21 protein-coding genes and 1 pseudogene are annotated in these 21,258 nt (G+C 73.1%); 6 read left to right on the top strand and 16 right to left on the bottom strand.

Annotation, left to right across the window (positions count from 1 at the left end):
- Nucleotides 1-4: 4 nt before the first annotated feature.
- The 5 genes from D7I43_RS10105 to D7I43_RS10125 form a co-directional block, all read right to left on the bottom strand.
- Complete coding sequence (locus D7I43_RS10105) at nucleotides 5-829, bottom strand: hypothetical protein (RefSeq protein ID WP_120328173.1); 825 nt, start codon at nucleotides 827-829, stop codon at nucleotides 5-7.
- Entirely contained in the window at nucleotides 822-1,352 is a 531-nt protein-coding gene (locus D7I43_RS10110; protein WP_477456031.1) for a SigE family RNA polymerase sigma factor, read from the bottom strand. The genes D7I43_RS10105 and D7I43_RS10110 overlap by 8 nt, the downstream gene beginning before the upstream one ends.
- A gap of 52 nt (nucleotides 1,353-1,404) precedes the next feature.
- Entirely contained in the window at nucleotides 1,405-2,655 is a 1,251-nt protein-coding gene (gene purD / locus D7I43_RS10115) for a phosphoribosylamine--glycine ligase (protein WP_120328174.1), read from the bottom strand.
- Nucleotides 2,656-2,963: 308 nt separating this feature from the next.
- The gene (locus tag D7I43_RS10120) at nucleotides 2,964-3,896 is read right to left on the bottom strand and encodes a PDDEXK family nuclease (RefSeq protein ID WP_120328175.1); all 933 of its coding nucleotides are present in this window, start codon (nucleotides 3,894-3,896) and stop codon (nucleotides 2,964-2,966) included.
- A 183-nt stretch (nucleotides 3,897-4,079) separates the two neighbouring features.
- Entirely contained in the window at nucleotides 4,080-5,369 is a 1,290-nt protein-coding gene (locus tag D7I43_RS10125) for an adenylosuccinate synthase (protein WP_120328176.1), read from the bottom strand.
- 125 nt (nucleotides 5,370-5,494) lie between these two features.
- Here D7I43_RS10125 and D7I43_RS10130 point away from each other — a divergent pair, with 125 nt between their 5' ends.
- Nucleotides 5,495-6,613, top strand: coding sequence for a diacylglycerol kinase family protein (locus tag D7I43_RS10130; protein ID WP_120328177.1), 1,119 nt, complete (start codon nucleotides 5,495-5,497; stop codon nucleotides 6,611-6,613).
- Between the two features lie 237 nt (nucleotides 6,614-6,850).
- On the opposite strand, the gene D7I43_RS10135 is transcribed toward D7I43_RS10130, so the two are convergent.
- Nucleotides 6,851-7,459: a hypothetical protein gene (locus D7I43_RS10135; RefSeq protein ID WP_120328178.1), complete on the bottom strand. Its 609-nt coding sequence runs from the start codon at nucleotides 7,457-7,459 to the stop codon at nucleotides 6,851-6,853.
- Between the two features lie 1,174 nt (nucleotides 7,460-8,633).
- Between D7I43_RS10135 and D7I43_RS34345 the strand changes: the two are divergent.
- Nucleotides 8,634-9,635 (top strand): annotated as a pseudogene (locus D7I43_RS34345) (MinD/ParA family ATP-binding protein); the annotation flags it as partial.
- A gap of 105 nt (nucleotides 9,636-9,740) precedes the next feature.
- On the opposite strand, the gene D7I43_RS10150 reads toward D7I43_RS34345, so the two are convergent.
- Nucleotides 9,741-10,169, bottom strand: a complete 429-nt coding sequence (locus D7I43_RS10150) for a DUF3151 domain-containing protein (RefSeq protein ID WP_120328180.1) — start codon at nucleotides 10,167-10,169, stop codon at nucleotides 9,741-9,743.
- 251 nt (nucleotides 10,170-10,420) lie between these two features.
- On the opposite strand from D7I43_RS10150, the gene D7I43_RS10155 reads away from it, so the two are divergent.
- Nucleotides 10,421-11,620: an LOG family protein gene (locus D7I43_RS10155; protein ID WP_240032888.1), complete on the top strand. Its 1,200-nt coding sequence runs from the start codon at nucleotides 10,421-10,423 to the stop codon at nucleotides 11,618-11,620.
- 101 nt (nucleotides 11,621-11,721) lie between these two features.
- Here the strand turns inward: D7I43_RS10155 and fbaA are convergent, their stop codons facing one another.
- Nucleotides 11,722-12,747, bottom strand: coding sequence for a class II fructose-bisphosphate aldolase (gene fbaA / locus D7I43_RS10160; protein WP_120328182.1), 1,026 nt, complete (start codon nucleotides 12,745-12,747; stop codon nucleotides 11,722-11,724).
- Nucleotides 12,748-12,907: 160 nt separating this feature from the next.
- On the bottom strand, nucleotides 12,908-13,291 hold the full coding sequence (locus D7I43_RS10165) for a phage holin family protein (protein WP_120328183.1): 384 nt from the start codon (nucleotides 13,289-13,291) through the stop codon (nucleotides 12,908-12,910).
- A 137-nt stretch (nucleotides 13,292-13,428) separates the two neighbouring features.
- Here D7I43_RS10165 and D7I43_RS10170 point away from each other — a divergent pair, with 137 nt between their 5' ends.
- The 3 genes from D7I43_RS10170 to D7I43_RS10180 all read left to right on the top strand — a co-directional run bounded on the left by D7I43_RS10170 (nucleotide 13,429) and on the right by D7I43_RS10180 (nucleotide 16,374).
- Nucleotides 13,429-13,641 carry a hypothetical protein gene (locus tag D7I43_RS10170; protein WP_120328184.1) on the top strand — a complete coding sequence of 71 codons (213 nt, stop codon included), beginning with the start codon at nucleotides 13,429-13,431 and terminating at the stop codon, nucleotides 13,639-13,641.
- Between the two features lie 198 nt (nucleotides 13,642-13,839).
- On the top strand, nucleotides 13,840-15,423 hold the full coding sequence (locus tag D7I43_RS10175) for an LPXTG cell wall anchor domain-containing protein (RefSeq protein WP_120328185.1): 1,584 nt from the start codon (nucleotides 13,840-13,842) through the stop codon (nucleotides 15,421-15,423).
- Nucleotides 15,424-15,660: 237 nt separating this feature from the next.
- A complete protein-coding gene (locus tag D7I43_RS10180) occupies nucleotides 15,661-16,374 on the top strand; it encodes a DedA family protein (protein ID WP_120328186.1) in 714 nt (237 codons plus the stop codon).
- A gap of 59 nt (nucleotides 16,375-16,433) precedes the next feature.
- On the opposite strand, the gene D7I43_RS10185 is transcribed toward D7I43_RS10180, so the two are convergent.
- From D7I43_RS10185 to D7I43_RS10215, 7 genes are all read right to left on the bottom strand, one after another.
- On the bottom strand, nucleotides 16,434-16,811 hold the full coding sequence (locus D7I43_RS10185; RefSeq protein ID WP_091081602.1) for an ArsR/SmtB family transcription factor: 378 nt from the start codon (nucleotides 16,809-16,811) through the stop codon (nucleotides 16,434-16,436).
- Nucleotides 16,812-16,868: 57 nt separating this feature from the next.
- Nucleotides 16,869-17,408 carry an orotate phosphoribosyltransferase gene (gene pyrE / locus D7I43_RS10190; protein WP_120328374.1) on the bottom strand — a complete coding sequence of 180 codons (540 nt, stop codon included), beginning with the start codon at nucleotides 17,406-17,408 and terminating at the stop codon, nucleotides 16,869-16,871.
- Between the two features lie 166 nt (nucleotides 17,409-17,574).
- A complete protein-coding gene (locus D7I43_RS10195; protein WP_120328187.1) occupies nucleotides 17,575-18,384 on the bottom strand; it encodes an SDR family NAD(P)-dependent oxidoreductase in 810 nt (269 codons plus the stop codon).
- Nucleotides 18,385-18,394: 10 nt separating this feature from the next.
- On the bottom strand, nucleotides 18,395-19,078 hold the full coding sequence (locus D7I43_RS10200; RefSeq protein ID WP_120328188.1) for a hypothetical protein: 684 nt from the start codon (nucleotides 19,076-19,078) through the stop codon (nucleotides 18,395-18,397).
- Between the two features lie 68 nt (nucleotides 19,079-19,146).
- Nucleotides 19,147-19,971 (bottom strand): hypothetical protein, encoded by an 825-nt coding sequence (locus D7I43_RS10205; protein ID WP_120328189.1) that lies wholly within the window; start codon nucleotides 19,969-19,971, stop codon nucleotides 19,147-19,149.
- A gap of 101 nt (nucleotides 19,972-20,072) precedes the next feature.
- On the bottom strand, nucleotides 20,073-20,660 hold the full coding sequence (locus D7I43_RS10210; protein WP_120328190.1) for a DUF4178 domain-containing protein: 588 nt from the start codon (nucleotides 20,658-20,660) through the stop codon (nucleotides 20,073-20,075).
- Between the two features lie 139 nt (nucleotides 20,661-20,799).
- Nucleotides 20,800-21,177, bottom strand: coding sequence for a hypothetical protein (locus D7I43_RS10215; protein ID WP_120328191.1), 378 nt, complete (start codon nucleotides 21,175-21,177; stop codon nucleotides 20,800-20,802).
- Nucleotides 21,178-21,258 lie beyond the last annotated feature (81 nt).

Below are 21,258 nucleotides of genomic sequence, written 5' to 3' on the forward strand. Positions count from 1 at the left end.
GATCTCAGGGATAGAGCGTCAGACCCGGCGTGGTCGCGATGGCCGTCAACTGCTCCATGCTGACCAACCGTGGCGGGGCAGGAACCAGCTCACGGCGCCCCGCCTCGGTCATCGTGAGGAAGTTGCTCGTCGTCACCGACACGTGCGTACCGTCCGTCCGCCACACCTCCGCCCAGCGCTGGTCCACACCCTCGTGCATCGGGTTCGCCATCGTGGTGGTGGCAAGGAGACTGCCGTCCGGAAGGCGCCTGCTCGCGCAGACGCTTCCGTCCATGGCGGCAGCGCATCCCAACGGGCCGGTCGCCGTCGCCGTCAGCGTCACCGACAGGTCCTCCACCTGGTCGCCCCGTCGCAGCACCGGGCTGGTCGAGTAGGACTTGGTGCTGCGGCTGTACCGGAACTGGACCCGGTCACAGGTCGGGTTCCGGTTCTGGACCGCCAGTCCCGCCGGCAGGTGCTCGTCGAGCGCCGCCCTCAGCACGACGGTCAGCCGCGCCACACCCTCGTCGGGGGGCTCGGTCGGGCGGGCGCGCACCGTGTCGTAGGTCGCCATCGGTGGTTCCGGTCGCGGGGACTTCGGGGTCGGTGTCGGGCACAGCGACGGGCCCGCGGACGGCGAGCCGCCCGGCAGCGTCAGACCGTCCGGAACCGGCCCGGCCACCAGCGCCGACGTCACGGTGAGCGCGAGGACAGCCATCCCCGTACCCGCCATCGTCCAGGCGCGGTGGCGGCGACGCTGACGGTCGTCGGCGATCAGCCGGTCCACGTCGATCCGCGTCGGCGGTGCGTCCTCGACGGCCGCCCGGAGCTGGCTGCTGATCTCATCCATCGGTCCGTACCTCCTCGGCTGGCACGGACGCACCGACGAGACGCTCCCGCAGCGTCTCGATGGCCCGTGCCGACTGGCTCTTGACCGTGCCCGGGGTGCAGCCGAGCTCGCGCGCGGTCTCCTCGACCGACAGGTCGCAGAAGTACCTCAGCACCAGCACCGCGCGCCGGCGTGGCGGCAGCTCGGCCAGCAGGGCGAGGATGGTCATGCGGTCCGCGGCGCCCTCGGAACGGTCGCCCGCCGCCGGCCCGTCCGGCACGTCCGACCAGGCGGCCTCCCGCCGCCACGGCCGGCGTCGCTCGTCCAGCCAGACCCGCAGCAGCGTCCGACGGACGTACGCGTCCGGACTGTCCATCGTCGATATCCGCCGCCAGTGCCGCAGCAGCTTCAGCAACGCCGTCGACACCAGGTCGTCGGCGGTGTGCCAGTCGCCGCAGAGCAGGTACGCCGTCCGGCGTAACGGCTCCAGCCGCGCGGCCACGTACTCGCGGTAACCCTCGATGTCGGCCGGCAAACCCGCCACCCCCTCACCTCACCGCTCAAACGGAGACCGGCGGTGCGGGGGTTGCCCGGGCTCAGCCGGGAATCCGGATCCGCCCCTCGACAGCGGCCGCGGCGATGTCGGTGCGGTGCTGGGAACCGGGCAACCCGATGCCGCGGACCAGCTCGTACGCGGCGTCCCGGGCCGCGGCCAGGTCGGGGCCGGTGGCCGTACCGCAGAGGACCCGGCCCCCCGCGGAGAGCAACGCGCCGTCGTCGGCCCGCCGGGCGGTGCCGGCGTGGATGATGCCGGGGCGGTCCGCCCCGGTGATCACGTCGCCGGTGCGGGGCGTGCCCGGGTAGCCCTCGGACGCGACCACGACGGTCACCGCGGCGCCGTCGCGCCACCGCAGCGGCGGGTGCCCGGCCAGCGTGCCCGTCGCCGCCGCGTGCAGCAGGCCGCCGAGCGGCGTCTCCAACAGCGCCAGGACGACCTGCGTCTCCGGGTCACCGAAGCGGGCGTTGAACTCGATCACGCGGGGACCGCTCGCCGTGATCGCGAGCCCCACGTAGAGCAGGCCGGCGAACGGCGCGCCCCGGCGACGCAGCTCGGCGAGGGTCGGGTGGACCACGTCCCGCATGACCTCGTCGACCAGGCCGGGCGGGGCCCACGGCAGCGGGGCGTACGCCCCCATGCCGCCGGTGTTCGGGCCGGTGTCGCCGTCGCCGATCCGCTTGAAGTCCTGCGCCGGCAGCAGCGGCACGGCGGCCTCGCCGTCGGTGACCACGAAGAGCGACACCTCGGGGCCGTCCAGGTACTCCTCGACCACCACCCGGCCGCACTCGCGCGCGTGCTCCTCGGCGCGGGCCCGGTCATCGGTCACCACGACACCCTTGCCGGCGGCGAGCCCGTCGTTCTTGACCACGTACGGCGGGCCGAACTCGTCCAGCGCCCGGCCGACGCTCTCCGGGTCGGCGCAGGTGAACGCGCGGGCGGTCGGCACCCCGGCGGCCGTCATCACGTCCTTGGCGAACGCCTTGGAGCCCTCCAGCCGGGCCGCCGCGGCCGACGGGCCGAACACGGCGATGCCCTTCGCGCGTACGGCGTCGGCGACCCCGGCGACCAGGGGCGCCTCCGGGCCGATCACCACGAGGTCGACGCCGGTCTCCACCGCGAGCGCGGCCACCGCGGCCGGGTCGTTGGCGTCCACGGCGCGCAGGTCGGCGACCGCGGCGATGCCCGGATTGCCCGGCGCCGCGATCACCTGCGTGACGGCCGGATCAGCCGCGAGCCCCAACGCGAGCGCGTGCTCCCGCCCGCCACCACCCACCAAAAGAACGCGCACGACCAGGATCCTACGCACCCACCGACCCGGCGCCCGGCCCCGCCCGGCCCCGGCGCCCCTCCGGGCTCCCCGGCTCTCCCCGGCTCTCCCCGGCTCTCCCCGGCTCTCCCCGGCTCTCCCCGGCTCTCCCCGGCTCTCCCCGGTGATCATGAGGTTAGCGGGGTCCGTGGAGATCAAAGTCCCCGCTAACCTCATGATCACCGGGCCTTGGCGGGCGAGGGTCGGCCCGGCGGGGCCGGGCCGGGCCGGGGCGGGGCGGGTTGGGCTGGGGCTGGGCGGGTTGGGCTGGGGCTGGGCGGGTTGGGCGGTCAGGGGCGGGAGCGGGGGCCGGCGATGGCCTGGCGCACGGTCCAGGGGATGTAGTCGGGCCGCAGGGTGTCGGCCCAGGTGAACCGGAGGACGGTCCAGCCGGCGTTGACCAGGCGGTTCTGCCGACGGCGGTCGGCGAAGGCCGCGGACGGAGTGTCGTGCGCCTCCCGCCCGTCGGCCTCGGCGATGACCTTCGGTCCGCGCCAGCCAAGGTCACCGATGCCGAGCAGGTAACCGTCGTGGTCGCGTACCTCCAGCTGGAGCGTGTCGGGCGGCACCTTGCCGTCGACGCACCGCAATCGGGTACGCGTCTCCAACGGCGACTGTGCCCGGCCGTCCGCCTCCGCGAGGTAGCCGCGGGCGGCCACCGCTCCCCGGCGTCCCTTGATCATGCGCGGCACCGCCAGCAGATCCTCCTCGCGGATGAACCCGCGGTTCAGCGCCGAGTCGAGCACCGCGACCGAGGTGTACCGCTGTTCCCGCAAGATGATCTCGCTGACGGTCACGAGTGGTGCCGTCGCCGCTATCCCGTCGAGCCGCTGGACCGCATCCAACGGATGCTCCAGTTGATGCAGCACGAGTGCCGGATCCGATACCCGGGCAGAGCGCGCCGCGCAGCCCGGAAGCGCCACGTGTATCTCGTCCCGCGGGGGCAGGCCGGCGATCCCGTGCAGCTCAGCTGCCGTACCGAGAACAGCGTGGGCGTGAGGGCCCAACGAGAGCAGCGCGGCGCGGATACGCGCCCGGCGAGAGGGGGACTCGTCGGGTGTGGCCCCGACCATGTAGACGGCCCGGGCGAGCAGCCGCCATCGGCCTACCGCCACGAGATGGTCGATGTCGTTCCGGGTGAAGCCGACGCGGACGGCCTGCGCGCGGGTCACCAGACCGTCCTGGGCGGCTGCAACCGTCCGAAGCAGCACTGCACGATCCACGCGACCACGGTGGCCGGTACGGGTACGGCCGCGCCGCCCCTGTGGATAACCCGCGCGCTCCTGTGGACAACCACCTCACGATCCCGGTTGATCATGAGGTTGACGGCGGCTTTGATCTTCAGAAGGCCCGCCAACCTCATGATCACCGGGGCGACCCCGGGGGGAACCCCCGGGGGGCGGGGGTTAGGGGAGGAGGGGGTGCTGCACCACGTTTTCGTCGCGGCCGGGGCCTACGCCGATCACGCTCACCCGCGTACGGCAGAGCTCCTCGATCCGGGCGATGTAGCGGCGCGCGTTCTCGGGCAGCTCCTCGACGCTCCGCGCCTTCGTGATGTCCTCCCACCAGCCGTCCAGCTCCTCGTAGACGGGAGTGGCGTGGTGGAAGTCGGTCTGGGTCATCGGCATGTCCTCGACCCGCTCGCCGTTGATCTCGTACCCCACGCAGATCGGCACCTTCGGCAGGCCGGTGAGCACGTCCAGCTTGGTGACCACCAGGTCGGTGACCCCGTTGAGGCGGCAGGCGTAGCGGGCCACGACCGCGTCGAACCAGCCGCAGCGGCGCTCCCGGCCGGTCGTCGTGCCGTACTCGTGGCCGATCTTGCGCAGGTGCGCGCCGTTGTCGTCGAAGAGCTCGGTGGGGAACGGCCCGGACCCGACCCGCGTCGTGTACGCCTTGCTCACCGCGATCACCTTCGTGATGGCGGTGGGCGGGATGCCGGCGCCCACGCACGCCCCGCCGGCCGTCGGGTTCGACGAGGTCACGAAGGGGTAGGTGCCGTGGTCCATGTCGAGCATGGTGGCCTGCGCGCCCTCCAGCAGGACCGTGTCGCCGCGGTCCAGCGCGTCCCACAGCAGGCCGCGGGTCTCCGTGATGTACGGCTTGAGCCGCTCGGCGTACCCCAGGTACTCCTCGACGGTCGACTCGACGTCGATCGCCTTGCGGTTGTAGACCTTGAACAGGATCTGGTTCTTCTCGCGCAGCGCGAGTTCGAGCTTCTTACGCAGGATGCCCGGGTCCAGCAGGTCCTGGAGGCGGATGCCCATCCGGGCGACCTTGTCGCCGTACGCCGGGCCGATGCCCCGGCCGGTCGTGCCGATCCGCGACGAGCCCAGGTACCGCTCGACCACCCGGTCCAGCGCCCGGTGGTGCGGCATGATCAGGTGCGCGTCGCCGGAGATCCGCAGCCGCGAGACGTCCACGCCTCGCTCCGCGAGGCCGTCGATCTCGGTGAGCAGCACCTTCGGATCGACCACCACGCCGTTGCCGATGACGATCTTCGCGTTCGGGGAGAGTGCGCCCGACGGCATGAGGTGCAGCGCGTACTTCTGGCCGTCCGGCGTGATCACCGTGTGGCCGGCGTTGTTGCCGCCGGAGTAGCGCACCACGTAGTCGACCCGCTCACCGAGCAGGTCGGTAACCTTGCCCTTGCCCTCGTCGCCCCACTGAGCGCCGATGAGCACGATCGCTGGCATCTTCTCCGCCTCCAGAAGGCTCGGGTGCCAGGTGGCGACCGGTTGGCGAGCCCGGGGTGTCAGGCTAACAAGAGGTGACGACGCGACCGGCAGGGGTCGCGTCGAGAGGCAGGAGGCTCCTTCCCGTGTACGACGTGGTGCTGCTCGCCCTCGGCTCGGAGCGGGACGCTCCGGGTGGCTGCGGCAGCGGTGGGGCCTGCTGTGGCGGCGCGACCGGTGACGGCGCGACCGCGGGCCAGGGCGCGACCGACGACGGCACGGCCGCGGGTCAGGGCGCGACCGACGACGGCACGGCCGCGGGTCACGGCGCGGCCGGTGACGGTACGACCGCTGGCGGGAGCACGCCGGCCGACGCGCGGCCGGAGCGCTGTGGGACCCCCCGCGTGCCGGTGCTGGCCTGCGCGGACGCGCTGACCGCCCGGGGCGCCCGGGTGGAGACCGTCACCGCCCGCTCCGACGCGGAGATCGACGAGGTCCTGGCCCGGCTCGACGGCCCGCCCCGCTCGGACGGCCTCACCTGGCCGGACCCGGACTCCAAGACCCGGCTCGTGGTGGCCACGGCGAGCGACGCACAGTTGCGCGCCGTGCTGCGCCGGCTGGTCCGGCGGTACGCGCCACCGCCCAGCCGCCGCCCGGACGACCTGGCCGCCAACCGCACCGTGCCCGACCTGCCCCCGGTCGCCGTACTGCCGCTCGACCCCGCCCGGAGCACCGGGCACCGCGACCTGGCCGCGCAGCTCGGGTTGCCCCGCGATCCGGCGACGGTAGCCGACGCCGTGCTCGACGGCACGCCCCGCCGGCTCGACCTGCTCCGCAACGACGGCGGCTCGGTGACGCTGGACGGCGCACTGCTCGGCGCCGCCGACGACGCCGGCCGGCCGCTGCACTGGCGCGGCCGCGTCGAGGTGGACGACACGGTCCTCTCCCACGGCGACGAACCCCTGCTGGCCTGCGCGGTCGGCAACGCCGGCGGGTACGCCACGCTCGACGACGTGGCCCTGCTGGGGCGGCCGGACCCGACCGACGGCGTGGTCGAGGTCGCGGTGGCCGTCCCGGTGGTGGCCCGGTCCACCTTCGGCCGCAAACGGGTACGCCTCGAGGTCCGCCGGGCCCGCGGCCGGGCCGTGTCCGTCCTGCCCCGGGACGAGAAGGTGCCGTTCCTCGACGACGGCGTCGAGGGCGAGCTGAGCCGGAAGCGGTCCTGGTGGACCGAGCCGGGTGCCTGGGCGGTCTGGGCCGTCTGACCCCTCCCGTCCGGTTCGTCGCCCGGCCACCACCGCCCGGTGGGCCTATCCTCGGCAGGAGGAATGGGGAGGAACCGTGGTGGACGAGAACGCCGACCGGGTCCGCGTACCCGGGCAGCAGTCGGTGCCGGAGCGGGACATCGAACCACTCTGGCCCTCCGATCCGGACGACGCCGGGACGGCCCCGCCCTGGGCCACCGCGACCGCCCCGTCCGCGCGGCCGGCGAGTACGGCCGACTACCCCTCGTTGACCGGTGAGCTGCCGCCGCCGAACGGCTGGGTGCCGTCACCGGCTGCCGCCGCCTGGGCACCCCCGTCCCAATCCGGGTGGCAGCCGCCCGCGACCCACCCACAGGCCGCGGCGACCGGCGCGCCCGGGGAGAACATCGCGGCGACCGGCGAGCCCGCGCCGGTGCCCGGGGAGGGCACCGCGCCGACCGGCCCGGGCGTCGACGCCGGCCCTCCGGCCTCGGCCCGGGTCGACCTCGACCTGCCGTTCATGCTGGACCAGCCGCCCGCGCCGCCCACCGTCCAGCCGACACCGACACCGACACCGACGCCGCCGCCAACGCCGGCACCGGCTACGCCGATGCCCAGCCAACCAGCCGGGACGGCAGTGGCCTCCACGCCGACCGCCCCGGACAGCACGGCGGAGCCGGCCGGGGCGAACACCGCGCCGGCCAGCCCCGAAGGACCGGCCGCATCCGCGACCTCGACTGGGCCGACCACACCGGCCACCCCCGACGGGCCGACCTCACCGGCCACCCCCGACGGGCCGACCTCACCGGCCACCCCCGACGGGCCGACTACACCCGCCGCCTCCGACGAGCCGACCTCACCGGCCATCCCTGATGGGACGGCACCGACGTCCACCGACCCGGCCGCGATGAACCCAACCACCCCCGCGCCAACCAGCCCCGAGCCCGCCACGCCACCTCAGACGCCCGCGACGTCAGCTCAGATGCCCGCCGCGCCGCCTCAGGTGGCCGCGACGCCGGGCCAGGCCGCAACCGGATCGGGTCCGGACCAGTCACCGGGCGGACCGGTCGGTGTGGATCAGGAGGTGAGGGTCACCGACGCGACCAGGAGCGAGACCGCACCTCGACCCGCCGGGCCACCGTCGGCCGAGTCCGCGGCCCCGTCAGCGACCGCGTCCGCCGAGGTCGGGGCGGATGCCACCGCGTCACCGGCGACATCCGCCGCTGGTGCGAACGGGGTGACCTCCACACCTGCCGCGTCCGCCACAGCGGTGCGGGCGGGCGAGTCCCCGTGGGCGTACCCGCCGCAGCGGACCAGCGCCGATTCCGGTACGACCGCCGCGACGCCGACCGGCAGCGCGGACGCGACTGACGCCCCGCACGCCGACGCGACCGGGACGACCGACATGACCGGTACGACGGGCGCACCCGGCACGACCGGTCACGAGGCGTCGGGCGGTCCCGCCGTGTCGCCGCCCCTCACAGGGCCCGGCGTTTCGTCCGGCCTCACGGGACCGCCCCTGTCGCCCGGCGTTCCCACCCCGCCCGGAGCACCCGGAACCGCCGACGGCCCGCCCTGGCCGCATCTCCCCGGGGCGCCCGCAGTGCCGGCCACCCCGCCGGGAGCGCAACCGCACCTCGTCGAACATGGCCACCCCGGACCGCCGCACCCGGCCGCGCAAGCCCACCCGAGCACCCAGATACCGCTGGCCGCGCACGCCGAGGCCACACCGCCGCTCCCGACCGCACACCTCCAACCGGCCACGCAGGCCCAGCTGACCTCGCAAGCCCAGCCAGCCGCGCACGTGCCGCCGGACGTGCCGCCGCCGCATCTGGTTCCACCCCCTTCGCAGGCAGCAACGGCGCCCACGACTCAGCCCGGACACCCGGCACCACAGCTGGCCGGGCCGGTGCCGCCCGCCGACGTTCCGGCGCTTCCGCCGCCGGGCCCCTTCCCGCCCGGCTGGACACCGCCGGCCTGGCAGCGGGCCGCCGCCGCGGGAGCGGGACAGCCGTACCAGCCGCAGACGGCCCCCACCGGAGGCCCCGGCTACCCCCCGGCCTCCGGCTACCCGCCCCCGACCGGCTACCCGCCCGCCGCAGGCGTGCCGGAGCCCGGGGAATCGCCGACGGCCGAGGACTTCGCCCGGCGCCGGCAGGCGCGCCCGGCCGAGCCGGTGGCCACGATGGGCGTACGGGCCGTGGCCAACAAGCTCGGGCTCCGGTTGCCGCCCGGACGGCACGAGCAGGAACTGCGGCGCGACATCGAGATGGTCCGCCGCAACTTCGGCGGGCTACGGCAGGTGACCGTGGTCAACCCGAAGGGCGGCGCCGGCAAGACGGTGGCCATCCTGCTGCTCGCCATGACCTTCGGGCAGAAGCGCGGCGGTTACGTGCTCGCCTGGGACAACAACGAGACCCAGGGCACCCTCGGCATGCGGGCGCAGCAGGACTTCCACTCCCGTACGGTGCGGGACCTGCTGCGCGACCTCGGCCAGTTCCAGGGCGCGCACGGGCGGGTCGGTGACCTGTCGCAGTACGTCCGGTCGCAGGGTGAGGGGATGTTCGACGTGCTCGCCTCGGACGAGTCGGCGACCGGCGGCGAGATGCTCACCGCGGCCGCCTTCGCCGAACTCCGCGAGGTGGTCAGCCGCTTCTACAAGCTGATCTTCGTGGACACCGGGAACAACGTCCGGGCGCAGAACTGGCAGGCCGCGATGGACGCCACCGACCAGCTCGTGGTCACCATGTCGGCGCGCAACGACTCGGCGGAGACGGCCGCCCGGATGCTCGACCACCTCGAACAGAGCGGCCGGCAGCGGTTGGTGCGGCAGGCGGTCACCGTGGTCTCGATGCCACCGTCCCGGAAGGACATCAACCTGCCGGCGATCCAGCGGCACTTCGCGGCCCGTACGCGGGCGGTGCTGCTGGCGCCGTACGAGCGGCTCATCGACAGCGGCGAGCCCATCCGGTACGGGGCGCTCTCCACCGCCACCCGCGACGCCTGGCTGAAGATCGCCGCCGCCGTGGCCGAGGGCCTGTAGCGCGCCGCACCCCGCCCCGCGATCTTGCAGTTCTCGCCCCAGCATTACGGGCAAAAGCCCCGAATCAGGGGCCGAAACTGCAAGATCGCGGGGAAAAGAGCGGGGTCAGTTGCTCGCCAGGGCGTCGGCGGCGGCGGGGTCGCAGTCGCGGAGGAACTGGGCGCAGCGGGCCGCCTCGTCCGCCTCGCCGATCTCGTCGGCGGCGCGGGACAGCAGGTAGAGGCAGCGGAGGAAGCCCCGGTTCGGCTTGTGCGACCAGGGCACCGGCCCGTGGCCCTTCCAGCCGCTGCGGCGCAGCTGGTCCAGCCCCCGGTGGTAGCCGGTGCGGGCGTACGCGTACGCCGGGACGGCCTGACCCGCCGCCAGCGCCCGGGCCGCCAACGCCGCCCACGCCGCGCTGTACGTCGGATACCGCGCCGCCACCTCGGCGTACGCCTCGTCGCCGCCCTGTTCCTCGGCGGCGGCCAGGGCGCCGTGTGCCTCGTCGTGTGCGGGGAGAAGGGTGGCCGGTGGCTCCGGCAGGAGGTTCTGCATCGCCCCATTCAACCCGCTTTCCCGGCCCACGCGCGAGAGGGTCGGCCGAGCTCGCTGACTGAACGGCTGAGGAGTTGGTCACGCCTGCGGCCTATGCACACGTGAGATGTTTTCCATTACAACTAATGGTCCGGAGCCTCCCCAGGACCCGGTTACGCAGGAGCCCGGTGGCGCAGCCGCCGGGCTCCTGTCTCGTTCGCCACAGGCCGCCCCCGCGGCAGCCGGTGGCGCGGCGGAGGCAGGATGGCCGGGTGCCCACTCCACCACCCGCGGACGTCATCGCGCCCCGCCACACCGACGAGATCGAGACCCGCGACGAGTTCGACCGGCGGCTGGCCACCGGTGACCTCACCGGCCTGACCGTGCAGGGGCTCCGCCTCGACCTGCACCCGCTGCCGGACCTCGGCGACGTCACGGTGGCCGGAACGCTCTTCGTCGGCTGCCGGTTCGCGTCCCGGGAGGTCGGTGCCGACCTGGTCCGGCGCGGCGCGAACGTGGTGCCGCCGTTCTCCGGGCTGCCGTACCCGACCCAGCCGAGCCACCTGTACACACCGGAGGACCTGTCCGCCGGCTTCGCCGAGGCCGGTTTCGAGGGGATGTACGACACCCGGGTGTACGCGCACTTCCGGGCGCACGGCGGCGCGCTGCCGGACGTCCGGGAGGCGCTCGGGCAGCGGCTGCACGACCACGGCGTGGACAACGCGCTCGCCGACGCGACCCGCGCCTGGCTGGCCGCGTACGGGCCGCAGTCGGTCGTCGGCGTCATGGGCGGGCACGCGGTGCCGCGCGGGAGCGTGGCGTACCGCATGGCCGCCGTGCTCGGCTGGGAGCTGGCCCGCGCCGACCGGCTGGTGGTCACCGGCGGCGGGCCGGGGGTGATGGAGGCCGCCAACCTCGGCGCGTACCTCGCGGACCGCCCGGCGGAGGAACTGACCGAGGCGATCGACCTGCTCGCGACGGCGCCCGACTTCACCGACCACGACCGGTACACGGCCGCCGCCCTGCGGGTGCGCGAGCGCTACGCGCCGCCTCCCGTGCCCCGGCAGCGCGGCGCGGACGTGGCCTGGGCGCGGGCCGGTGGGCTCGCCATCCCCACCTGGCTCTACGGGCACGAGCCGGCGAACCTCTTCGCCGGCCGGATCGCCAAGTACTTCTCCAACGCGATCCGGGAGGACACCATCCTCCGGCTCGTGCGGGGCGGGATCGTGTTCGCCCCGGGACGGGCCGGCACGGTGCAGGAGGTGTTCCAGGCGGCCACCAAGACCTTCTACGGCACCGACGGGGCCAGCGGCGCGTACGTCTTCCTGGACCGCACCTACTGGACCACCGAGCTGCCGGTGGAGTCGCTGCTGCGGCCGCTGCTGGCGGCCTCCCCGTTCGGGGACCTGTCGTCGACGATCCATCTCACCGACGACGTCCGCGAGGCCGTCCGCCTGCTGACCGGGGCGTAGGCCCGGGTCGCAGCCGGATCACCGCCGGCCAGGCCCGGTAGAGAGCCCGGGAACGCCGACGGCCGGCTCCCGCGCGGGAGCCGGCCGTCGTGGTACGCGTCCTACTTGTTCATGGTGGTGCCGGTCGAGCGCAGGGCCTCGCAGGCCTCGACGACCCGGGCGGCCATGCCGGCCTCGGCGGCCTTGCCCCAGACCCGCGGGTCGTACATCTTCTTGTTGCCGACCTCGCCGTCCACCTTCAGCACACCGTCGTAGTTGCGGAACATGTGGTCCGCGACCGGGCGGGTGAAGCAGTACTGGGTGTCGGTGTCGATGTTCATCTTCACGACGCCGTAGTCGAGCGCCTCGCGGATCTCGGAGAGCAGCGAGCCGGAGCCGCCGTGGAAGACCAGGCTGAGCGGCTTCTCCTTGCCGTACTTGGCGCCGACCGCCACCTGGATGTCGTGCAGCACCTGCGGGCGCAGCTTCACGTTGCCCGGCTTGTAGACGCCGTGCACGTTGCCGAACGTCAGCGCCGCCATGTAGCGGCCCTTCTCGCCCAGGCCGAGCGCGTCGACCATGGCGAGGCCGTCCTCGACGGTGGTGTAGAGCTTCTCGTTGATCGCGTTCTCGACGCCGTCCTCCTCGCCGCCGACCACGCCGACCTCGATCTCAAGGACGATCTTGCCCTTGGCGGCCTCGGTGAGGAGCTGCTCGGCGATCTCCAGGTTCTCCGCCACCGGGACCGCCGAGCCGTCCCACATGTGCGACTGGAACAGCGGCTCCTCGCCACGCTTGACGCGCTCCTGCGAGATGCCCATGAGCGGCCGGACGAACTTGTCCAGCTTCTCCTTCGGGCAGTGGTCCGTGTGCAGGGCGATGTTGACCGGGTAGTTCTTCGCGACCTCGCGGGCGTAGTGGGCGAACGCCACCGCGCCGGTCACCATGTCCTTCACCGAGGGACCGGAGAGGTACTCGGCGCCACCGGTCGAGACCTGGATGATGCCGTCGCTCTCCGCGTCGGCGAACCCCTTCAGCGCCGCGTTCAGCGTCTGGGAGGAGGTCACGTTGATCGCGGGGTACGCGAACCGGCCCGCCTTGGCGCGGTCCAGCATCTCCGCGTAGGCCTCGGGGGAAGCGATGGGCATGTCGAACGCTCCTAACTAACCGCTCTCGGCCGGGTGGCCGCTGTTGTCCATGGGTGCGCCGGACCGCGCTGTCCTCCGCCGGAAGTATCCCGCAGTACGACTGACCGGACGCAACCGACCCGGTGCACGTCCACCGCCGGTGACCCGGGGAAGTCGCCGGTCACCGCCCCTCCAGGCGGTCCGGGACCGCGATGCTGATCAGCCAGGTCACCACGGCCATCACGATGGCGCCCCAGAACGCGGCCCAGAAACCGTCGATGGAGAACGGCAGGTCGAGCGCGCGGGCGATCCGGTCGGTCAGCAGGAACAGCAGCGCGTTGACGACCAGGGCGAACAGGCCAAGGGTCAGCAGGTAGAAGACGCAGCCGATCACCCTGATCACCGGCTTGAGGACCGCGTTCACGATGCCGAAGATCAGCGCCACGACGATCAGCGTCAGCACGGTGTTGGCCCCGGACCGCCCGCCGACGTCGACCCCGGGCACGATCAGCGTGGTGATCCACAGCGCCACCGCGGTGATCGCCAGTCGGATCAGGAAGCCCACCGCTCCATCCTGGCATCGGTGTGATCCGGCGGTGGGCCGATTCCGTCGACTCGGCTTCGCCGCCCGGGCGAGCGGGGAACGGGTGCAGCCCGTACGGTGGTGTGTGGTGACCGTCCGCCGAGATCCAGGGAGGGACGATGGGTCAGCCCGACGAGGACTTCGCGCCCAGCGACCACCTCAGCCCCGAGGAGCGCGACCTGGAAGCGGAGCCGGCCGACGCGTTCGAGCAGGCCGTCGCCGTCGACCCGGGCGACGCCGAGCCCGAGCCGCACCGCGGTCTGGAGGTCGACGACTGGGACGCGATGGAGCAGGCGCGGGTGGTCGTCGGCGACGAGGACGACTACCGCTGACGCGTCCGTAGCGGAGAGCGGCGGCGGCCGGGAGGGCGGGGCCCGTCGGAGATCCGGCTGGCCGCTCACCCGGCCGCGGCCCGGTCAACCGTTCGGTCACTGTGCGACGCCGATCGTGGGGTCGGGACAGCGAGGAACCTTAATGGTTCCTTAAGATCCGCTGGCCCACCCGATCATCCCCCGACACGAGGGAACCCCATGATCAAGAATTCCGCCCGGCGCTGGCTCGCCGGGTTGGGCGTCGCAGGCGCGTTCGTCGCCGCCTCCGCCACCCCCGCATTCGCCGAGGAGCCCGAGATCACCCTCGGCTGGTACTTCAGCGACACCACCGTCGCCGCCGGCACCCCCGGCAAGGTCGAGGCAGGCGTCATCTCCGCCTCGGCCTCCACGGTGCTGCACGAGTTCACGGTCCGCTACGACTACACCGATCTGGTCGGCACCGTCGACGTCACGGCGTTCGAGGACACGTTCGACGAGTGCAGCAGCCCCTCGAAGGGCCTACTGGTCTGCACCTCCATGTGGGAGGAGATCGTCGAAGAGTGGGGGCTGGGCGGCCTCTTCCCCGTCCAGATCACCCCCACCAAGACGGCGAAGGACGGTGACAGCGGCACGCTCAAGACGACGGTGAGCGCCGCGGGCATCGACGCCGTCAGCACCGAGTCGACCGTCCGCGTCGGTGAGGGCGTCGACCTCGCGGCCGGTCCGCAAAGCAGCTTCTCCCTGAACCCCGGCAAGAGCTACACGGCCCCGTTGAAGGTCAGCAACGTCGGCGACTCGGTCGCCAAGGGGGCCGTCGCCGTCTTCTTCAACGACTACGGCATGAACGCGGCCAAGCGCTTCAGCAACTGCACGTACGTGGGCGACATCCTGCGCGCCTGCCACTTCGACGGCGACCTCGCGGGGCACAGTTCCTTCAGCACGTCGCTTCCGTACGTCCTCGGCTCGGACACCTTCGCCCCGGGCCTGGTGTACGGGGAGATCCTCTGGCTGACGCCTGCCGAGTTCGAGGACTTCGCGGGCTACGTGAAGCGCCAGGGTATGAACTTCGGCGAGCCGGGCACCGACGGCGAGTTGTCCCTGACCGAGGCCGGCGGCGACAAGGTCAGCACCCAGGGCTTCCAGGCCGACACCCAGCCGGACAACAACTGGTCGAGCGTCGAGGTGAAGGTCACCGGCAAGAACAGCACGGACCTCGAGGCCCTCGGCGACAAGGTCGGCGGCAAGGCCGGCGACACGGTGAAGGCCACGGTCGGCGTGCGCAACAATGGGCCCGCGACCCTCGACCGCAACCGGGCGGCCAGCTCCGTGACCTACCTGACTCTGGGCGTGCCGAAGGGCACCACGGCGGTCGAGGTGCCGCAGACCTGCATGCCCGAGAACGGCGACGAGTGGGGCGAGCCGGGCGAGCCGGGTGCAGCCCACTACCGTTGCTTCTTCGGTTCGTTCCTGAAGGCCGGCGACACGGCCACCCTGGACTTCACGCTGCGCATCGACAAGGTCATCGCGAACGCCACGGGCACGGTGAAGATCAACGTGCCCTGCGCGTGCGACGGCGGCTTCTACGCCGACCTCAAGCCCGCCAACGACACCACCAAGCTGCTGGTGAACGCGACTGCCGACGGCGACGGCGGTCAGGGTGGCGGTGACGACGGTGACGGCCCGACCCTGCCGATCACCGGTTCCTCCACCGGCCTGATCGCCGGCGTCGGCGCCCTGCTGCTCGTGGCCGGCGTCGGCGGCTACGTCCTGGCGCGCCGCCGCAAGACCCGCTTCGTGGCCTGATCCGTACCACCACCAGCCGGTGCCCCGCCGACCACCCGGTCGGCGGGGCACCGGCGTCTGGTTCCGTCGCAAGGGCCGCCCGCACCCGTCGGCGCCCGGGTGTTCCGGACCCCGGGTGGCGCACCGCTTCTGTGACGTCGAGCACGGGGCATCTCGGACGGCCCCCTAGACTACGGACGTCCGTCGCCGCTCGCGACGTGCCCGCCAGTCCCGCCTGCCGACACCCGGAGGTCACTCGTGCCGACGCCCACCACCACGCTGGCCCTCGGGCCGGACTGGCTCGACCCGGAGTGGTTGATCTCGACGTTCGGGCTGCTCGGCATCCTCGCCATCGTGTTCGCGGAGTCCGGCCTGCTGATCGGCTTCTTCCTGCCGGGCGACTCGCTGCTGTTCACCGCGGGCCTGCTGACCGCCGACGGGCAGTACATCACCTGGCCCCTGTGGGTGGTCTGCCTGCTCATCACGATCGCGGCCATCGCCGGCGACCAGGTGGGTTACGCGTTCGGCCGCAAGGTCGGGCCGGCGCTGTTCCGCCGCCCCAACTCACGGCTGTTCAAGCAGGAGAACGTGCTCAAGGCGCACGAGTTCTTCGAGAAGTACGGGGCGCGTTCCATCGTGCTGGCCCGCTTCGTGCCGATCGTGCGGACGTTCACGCCGATCGTGGCCGGCGTCAGCCGCATGAACTACCGGACGTTCGTGACCTACAACGTGATCGGCGGGGTGCTCTGGGGCACCGGCGTGACGGTGCTCGGCTACTTCCTCGGCCAGATCTCGTTCGTGAAGGAGAACATCGAGTTCATCCTCATCGCGATCGTCGCGGTCTCGGTGATCCCGATCGCCATCGAACTGCTCCGGGCGCGGATGGCGGCGAGGCGCGGCACCACCGCCGAGGAGCGGGCTGCCGCCGAGCAGGCGATCCGGGAGACCCGGCAGCACTACGGCAAGCACTGACCGGCCGGCCGTCCGGCGCCGTCCCTGGTCGGGGAGGGCACCGGACGATCGGGTACGGGTCAGCGGGCCTTCTTGGTGGCCCGCTTGCGCGGCGGGGTCAGCAGATCGGCGATCGTGGCGATCGCGCTCGGGACCAGCCGGTAGTAGGCCCACACACCGCGCTTCTCCCGCTCCAGCAAGCCGGCCTCGGTGAGGATGCGCAGGTGGTGGCTGACCGTCGGCTGGGAGAGGCCGAGCGGCGCGGTCAGGTCGCAGACGCACGCCTCGCCCTCGGGGGCCGACTGGATCAGGCTCAGCAGCCGCAGCCGGGCGGGGTCGGCGAGGGCCTTGAGGACCCCGGCGAGACGCTCGGCATCGGCACGTTCGATTGGCTCGCCGGCGAGCGGCGAGATCTGAGGCATAGTCATTTCAGCCAACGCAGTTCCCACGTTTTCCATCCTTCCACCAGCAGCATCGATCCGCCTGCATATCAGCAGATCCGAATCGGCAGACTTTTACGCCACAAGGCCGAGGTCAGCCAACGTATAGGCCGCCCGATACGGCAATCCGGCGGCTCGCACCGCGTCGCCGGCTCCTCGATCAACAATAACCGCAACGCCGATGACCTCGGCCCCGGCCTCGCGCAACGCCTCCACCGCGGTCAACACGCTCGACCCCGTCGTCGACGTGTCCTCCACCGCCAGCACCCTCCGGCCGGCCACGTCCGGCCCCTCGATCCGTCGCTGCATCCCGTGCGCCTTCCCGGCCTTGCGCACCACGAAGGCGTCCCGGGGCCGGTCGGTCGGGGCGGCGGCGTGCAGCATCGAGAACGCGATCGGGTCGGCACCGAGGGTCAGGCCGCCGACCGCGTCGTACTCCCAGTCGGCCGTGAGGTCGAGCATCACCCGACCGACCAACGGCGCAGCCTGGTGATGGAGCGTGACGCGACGCAGATCGACGTACCAGTCCGCCTCGATGCCGGAGGAGAGCACCACCCGGCCATGGACCACGGCCAGATCGGTGATGAATTTACGCAGGTCGTCGTGGTCCCCCATGGCGATAGAGGGTACTGCGCGAGTCTGGGAGCCGCGTGCCGGGTCCATCGGGATCCACCGCGCGAGCGACCGATGGATGGCGATGTTCAACTACTCTGCGCGATCAATCCCGACCCGATCGCCACGGCCGGGCCGCCGGCGGGCGCGCCGACGGAGCCCGCCAGGGTCAGGCCTCGTCGCGGCCGATGCGACCGCGGGTGTCCCGGGCGACCGCGTGCAGGAGTCGCCGCGGCGCGTGGCGCAGACCGGCCACGGCCAACTTGTACCGCCACGCGGGAACGCTGACGAGCTTGCCTTTCCGCAGGTCACGCAGGGCGTCGTCGACCACGTCGTCGGCTCGTAGCCACATCCAGCCGGGCGTCTTGGACATGTTGATGCCGGCCCGGTCGTGGAACTCCGTACGCGTGTAGCCGGGGCAGAGGGCCATCACCCGTACGCCGAACGGCCGCGCGGACTGGCCCACCGACTCGCTGAAGTTCGTGACCCACGCCTTGCTGGCCGAGTACGTCGATCCGGGCATCACCGCGCCGAAACCGGCGACCGAAGAGACATTTATCACTGCGCCGCGCCGCCGCTCGGTCATGGGTCGCAGCGCCGCGAGGGTCAGGCGCATCACCGCGTGCACGTTGAGCCGGAGCAGCCGGGTCTCGTCCCCGGCGGAGGAGCGCAGGAAGGGCTTGTTGAGGCTGATCCCGGCGTTGTTGACCAGCAGGTCGACCGGGCTGCCGGAGGACAGCCGCTCCTCCACGAGCGCGCAACCGTCGTCGGTGGACAGGTCGGCCGAGATGGTCTCGACCTCGTGGCCGTGCCGCTCCGCCAGCTCGCCGGCCGTCTCGGCGAGGCGGGCGGCGTTCCGGGCGACGAGCACCAGGTGCCAACCGTCGGCGGCGAGCCGGCGCGCGAACGCCGCACCGATGCCGGCGGTCGCGCCGGTCACCAGGGCCCGCTGCTCGTGGGGCGTGGAATCGGGGGTCACGGGACGATCCTCACCGGGGCGGGTACGGGGGCGGGGGCTGGTGCGGGGCGGGTGGGAACCCGGGCGGTGCCGGCGGGAAACCGGGCGGCACGGACGGCGGGAAGCCGGGCGGCACGGACGGCGCGGGCGGGCGCCGGCGGAACCACACGTTCGCCGCCGGCAGCGCCAGCAGCACGGCTACCACAAGGTAACCGAGTGCCTGGCCGACGGAAAGCCCCGCGCTCAACGGGATCCACCACGGCGGGTAGGCGTCGCCGACCAGGTTGAGCAGCTCGGCCGTGGCCTGGTCGTCGGCGCCCAGCCGCAGCGGGGTGGACCGCTGGACGACCAGCACCGTCAGGCCGCAGCAGCCGCAGAGCAGGCCGAGGCCGCAGACGACCCAGGTGGCCACGCGCGCACCGGGGCGACCGCCGGCCACGCCGAGGGCGAGGACGGCGAGGAGGACGGCGGCCAACACGTTGATCACCGCTGCCAGCACGGCGGAGGTGCGCAGCAACGCCACCACACCGTCGATGTCGTCGGTGGTCGCCGAGGACCCGCTCGCCGCCGACCGGAAGCGGTCGACGGTCCCGCCGACGACCAGCAGGCCCACCACGACGTACGCGAGCGCGAGGACCGCCATCAGCAGCAGCACCGTCGTCGCCAGCGTGACCGTGGCGGGGCGGCGGGCCGGCACCGGCTGCGGGTACGACACGACGGGTCCCTCCGATAGGCGTCGACTGCAACCTATCGGAGGGACCCGTCGATGTGGCTCTCCGCGGCTCAGCTCATGGGCGGCGGCGTCGGGCCGGGCCGGTCCGACGGCGGTGGCTGGTCACCGGGCTGGCCGGGTGCCGGCGGCTGACCCGGCTGACCGGGCTGACCAGGCGTCGGGTAGCCCGGGGCCGGCGGGTAGCCGGGGGTCGGCGGGTAGCCGGGGGTCGGCGGGTAGGCGGGCTCGCCGGACGTCTGCGGGTAGCCGGGCGTCGACGGCTGGCCCGGGTAGGCGCCACCGGGGACCGGCGGCTCCCAGACCGGCTGCGGCTTCCGGAAGAACTCGTTCGCCTTCGGCAGCGCGAGCAGGATCAGCGCGGCGAGCAGCGCGAGCACGCCGATCACCCCGAGCAGCGTGTTGACCGGGGTGAACCAGCCGGGCAGCGCCGCGTCGAGCCGGCGCTGGATCTCGTCCGGGCTCGGCGCGTCACCACTCGTGCCACCGGCGCCGCCGGTGAAGCCGCCCGCGGCGCCGCTGACCAGGTTGCCGCCCGAGCAGCAGATCATGATGCCGCCGAGGACCCAGGTCGTGATCCGGGAACCGTTCTTGCCGCGGTTGTTGAGCAGCGCGAGCACGACCAGCGCCGCCGCGAGGAGCAGCGAGAAGACGGCCGCACCGATGCCGATGGCGTAGGTGACGGTGCCGATCGCGTCGGCGGTCTCCCCCGAGGTGTCGGCGTACGCGTCCTGCAGCGCGTCGCGGATCTTGCCGATCGTCGCCAGCGTGATGATCAGCCCGATCACCTGGAGGACGGCGAAGAGTATCAGCAGGTAGCTGGAAATCGTCACCACACCCGGCCGGGACCGGGCCGGGGTGCTGGGTGGATCGACCACGATGCTCCTTCCCTAGATCGCGCCCACACCGTATCGGCATACGACCAGCCGGGCACGCCGCGACGCCGCGGGCCGGGCGGCCGGACGCGGAAGGCGGCCCGCTAACCCCGGGCCGTCGACGGATGGACCAGGATCTCGCCGAGGTGCAGCAGTTCGCCCCGGGCCACCTCCCAGCCCGCCTCCCCGTACGCCTCGAAGGTGAGCCGGGCGCCACCCGGCGCCTGGTAGTCGTGGTAGCGCATGGTGCCGCTCGGATCGAGACCGGTGCTGCCGCTGGTCGTGTACCGGGCCTGCCCGGACTCCATCCAGTCGTACCGCCGGCCGGCGAACTCGATGGTGGGGGCGCCCGGGGTGAGCGCCGCCGCGGGCTCCGCGTCCCAGAGCACGAGCTCCAGCTTCCGGTCCTCCTCGATCGAGAGCCGGCGCCGGACGCCGTCCGCGTCCTCGATCAGGTGCTCGATCCAGCTCCACCCCACCTCGACGAGGCGGATCGTGCCGCGGACCGAATAGGACACCTGGCGGATCTCCACGACGTCGCCGGGACGGATCCGGCGCGGGTCAGCGCGCGGGACGTCCCTGGCGGCCGCTCGCCGCCGGGCCCGGGACCGGTGCGCGGCCGCCACGGCGAGGGCCACCGCCGCAACCACGACCAGGCAGCCCACCACCAGGTACGCGACCCATCCGTTCACCGACCACCCTCCCCCGGCACGTCGGCGCGAACGCTAACAACCCCGCGCACCCGGGCGTACGGGCCGATGGTCGAAGTGAGCGCCCGGTCACGGACCGGTGGGCACGCGTGCCCACCGTCGGACGCACCGGGCTGCCGGATCACGCCGCGGCGAGGCGGTCCGCCGCGTACTCGCGGAGTGAGGAGCGGCCCATCACGCAGCCGGTGAACGTCGTGAACTCGGCCGGGTCGTCGCGCAGCGCCGTCCAGGCCGCCCGGGCGGCGCCCGGGTCGACCTGTTCCAGGAGCGTCGCCGCGTACGCCCGCCCCGCGGGCGACCCGCGGTCGAGCAGCCGGTCGACGTGGCCGCGTACCTCGTCGGGGTGCGCGGCCAGCGCGGCCTCGACCCGCCGGTACGCCTCGGTCACCGGCAGCACCGTGCCGGCGAACCCCACCCCGCCGAAGGCGAGCGTGTCCGCCCGCGCCAGTTCCTCGACGGCGTCCGTCAACTCCCGGTCACGCGCTCCGCTGCCGACCATGTCCTCATCATTCCCCGCGCCGCCCCGTCCCATCCCTTCCCGGACGTGACGGGGGTCGGCGGCACACGCCGCCGACCCCCA

The organism is Micromonospora globbae (assembly GCF_003610785.1).
GTDB lineage: Bacteria > Actinomycetota > Actinomycetes > Mycobacteriales > Micromonosporaceae > Micromonospora > Micromonospora globbae.

Bases quoted from the DNA above. Each gene is read 5' to 3' on its own strand.
- D7I43_RS10105 (WP_120328173.1), bottom strand. From the start codon at position 829: ATGGATGAGATCAGCAGCCAGCTCCGGGCGGCCGTCGAGGACGCACCG.
- D7I43_RS10125 (WP_120328176.1), bottom strand. From the start codon at position 5,369: ATGCCAGCGATCGTGCTCATCGGCGCTCAGTGGGGCGACGAGGGCAAG.
- D7I43_RS10135 (WP_120328178.1), bottom strand. From the start codon at position 7,459: ATGGCCGGTGAGGTCGGCTCGTCGGAGGCGGCGGGTGTAGTCGGCCCG.
- D7I43_RS10150 (WP_120328180.1), bottom strand. From the start codon at position 10,169: ATGCAGAACCTCCTGCCGGAGCCACCGGCCACCCTTCTCCCCGCACAC.
- fbaA (WP_120328182.1), bottom strand. From the start codon at position 12,747: ATGCCCATCGCTTCCCCCGAGGCCTACGCGGAGATGCTGGACCGCGCC.
- D7I43_RS10170 (WP_120328184.1), top strand. From the start codon at position 13,429: ATGGGTCAGCCCGACGAGGACTTCGCGCCCAGCGACCACCTCAGCCCC.
- D7I43_RS10175 (WP_120328185.1), top strand. From the start codon at position 13,840: ATGATCAAGAATTCCGCCCGGCGCTGGCTCGCCGGGTTGGGCGTCGCA.
- D7I43_RS10185 (WP_091081602.1), bottom strand. From the start codon at position 16,811: ATGGAAAACGTGGGAACTGCGTTGGCTGAAATGACTATGCCTCAGATC.
- pyrE (WP_120328374.1), bottom strand. From the start codon at position 17,408: ATGGGGGACCACGACGACCTGCGTAAATTCATCACCGATCTGGCCGTG.
- D7I43_RS10215 (WP_120328191.1), bottom strand. From the start codon at position 21,177: ATGGTCGGCAGCGGAGCGCGTGACCGGGAGTTGACGGACGCCGTCGAG.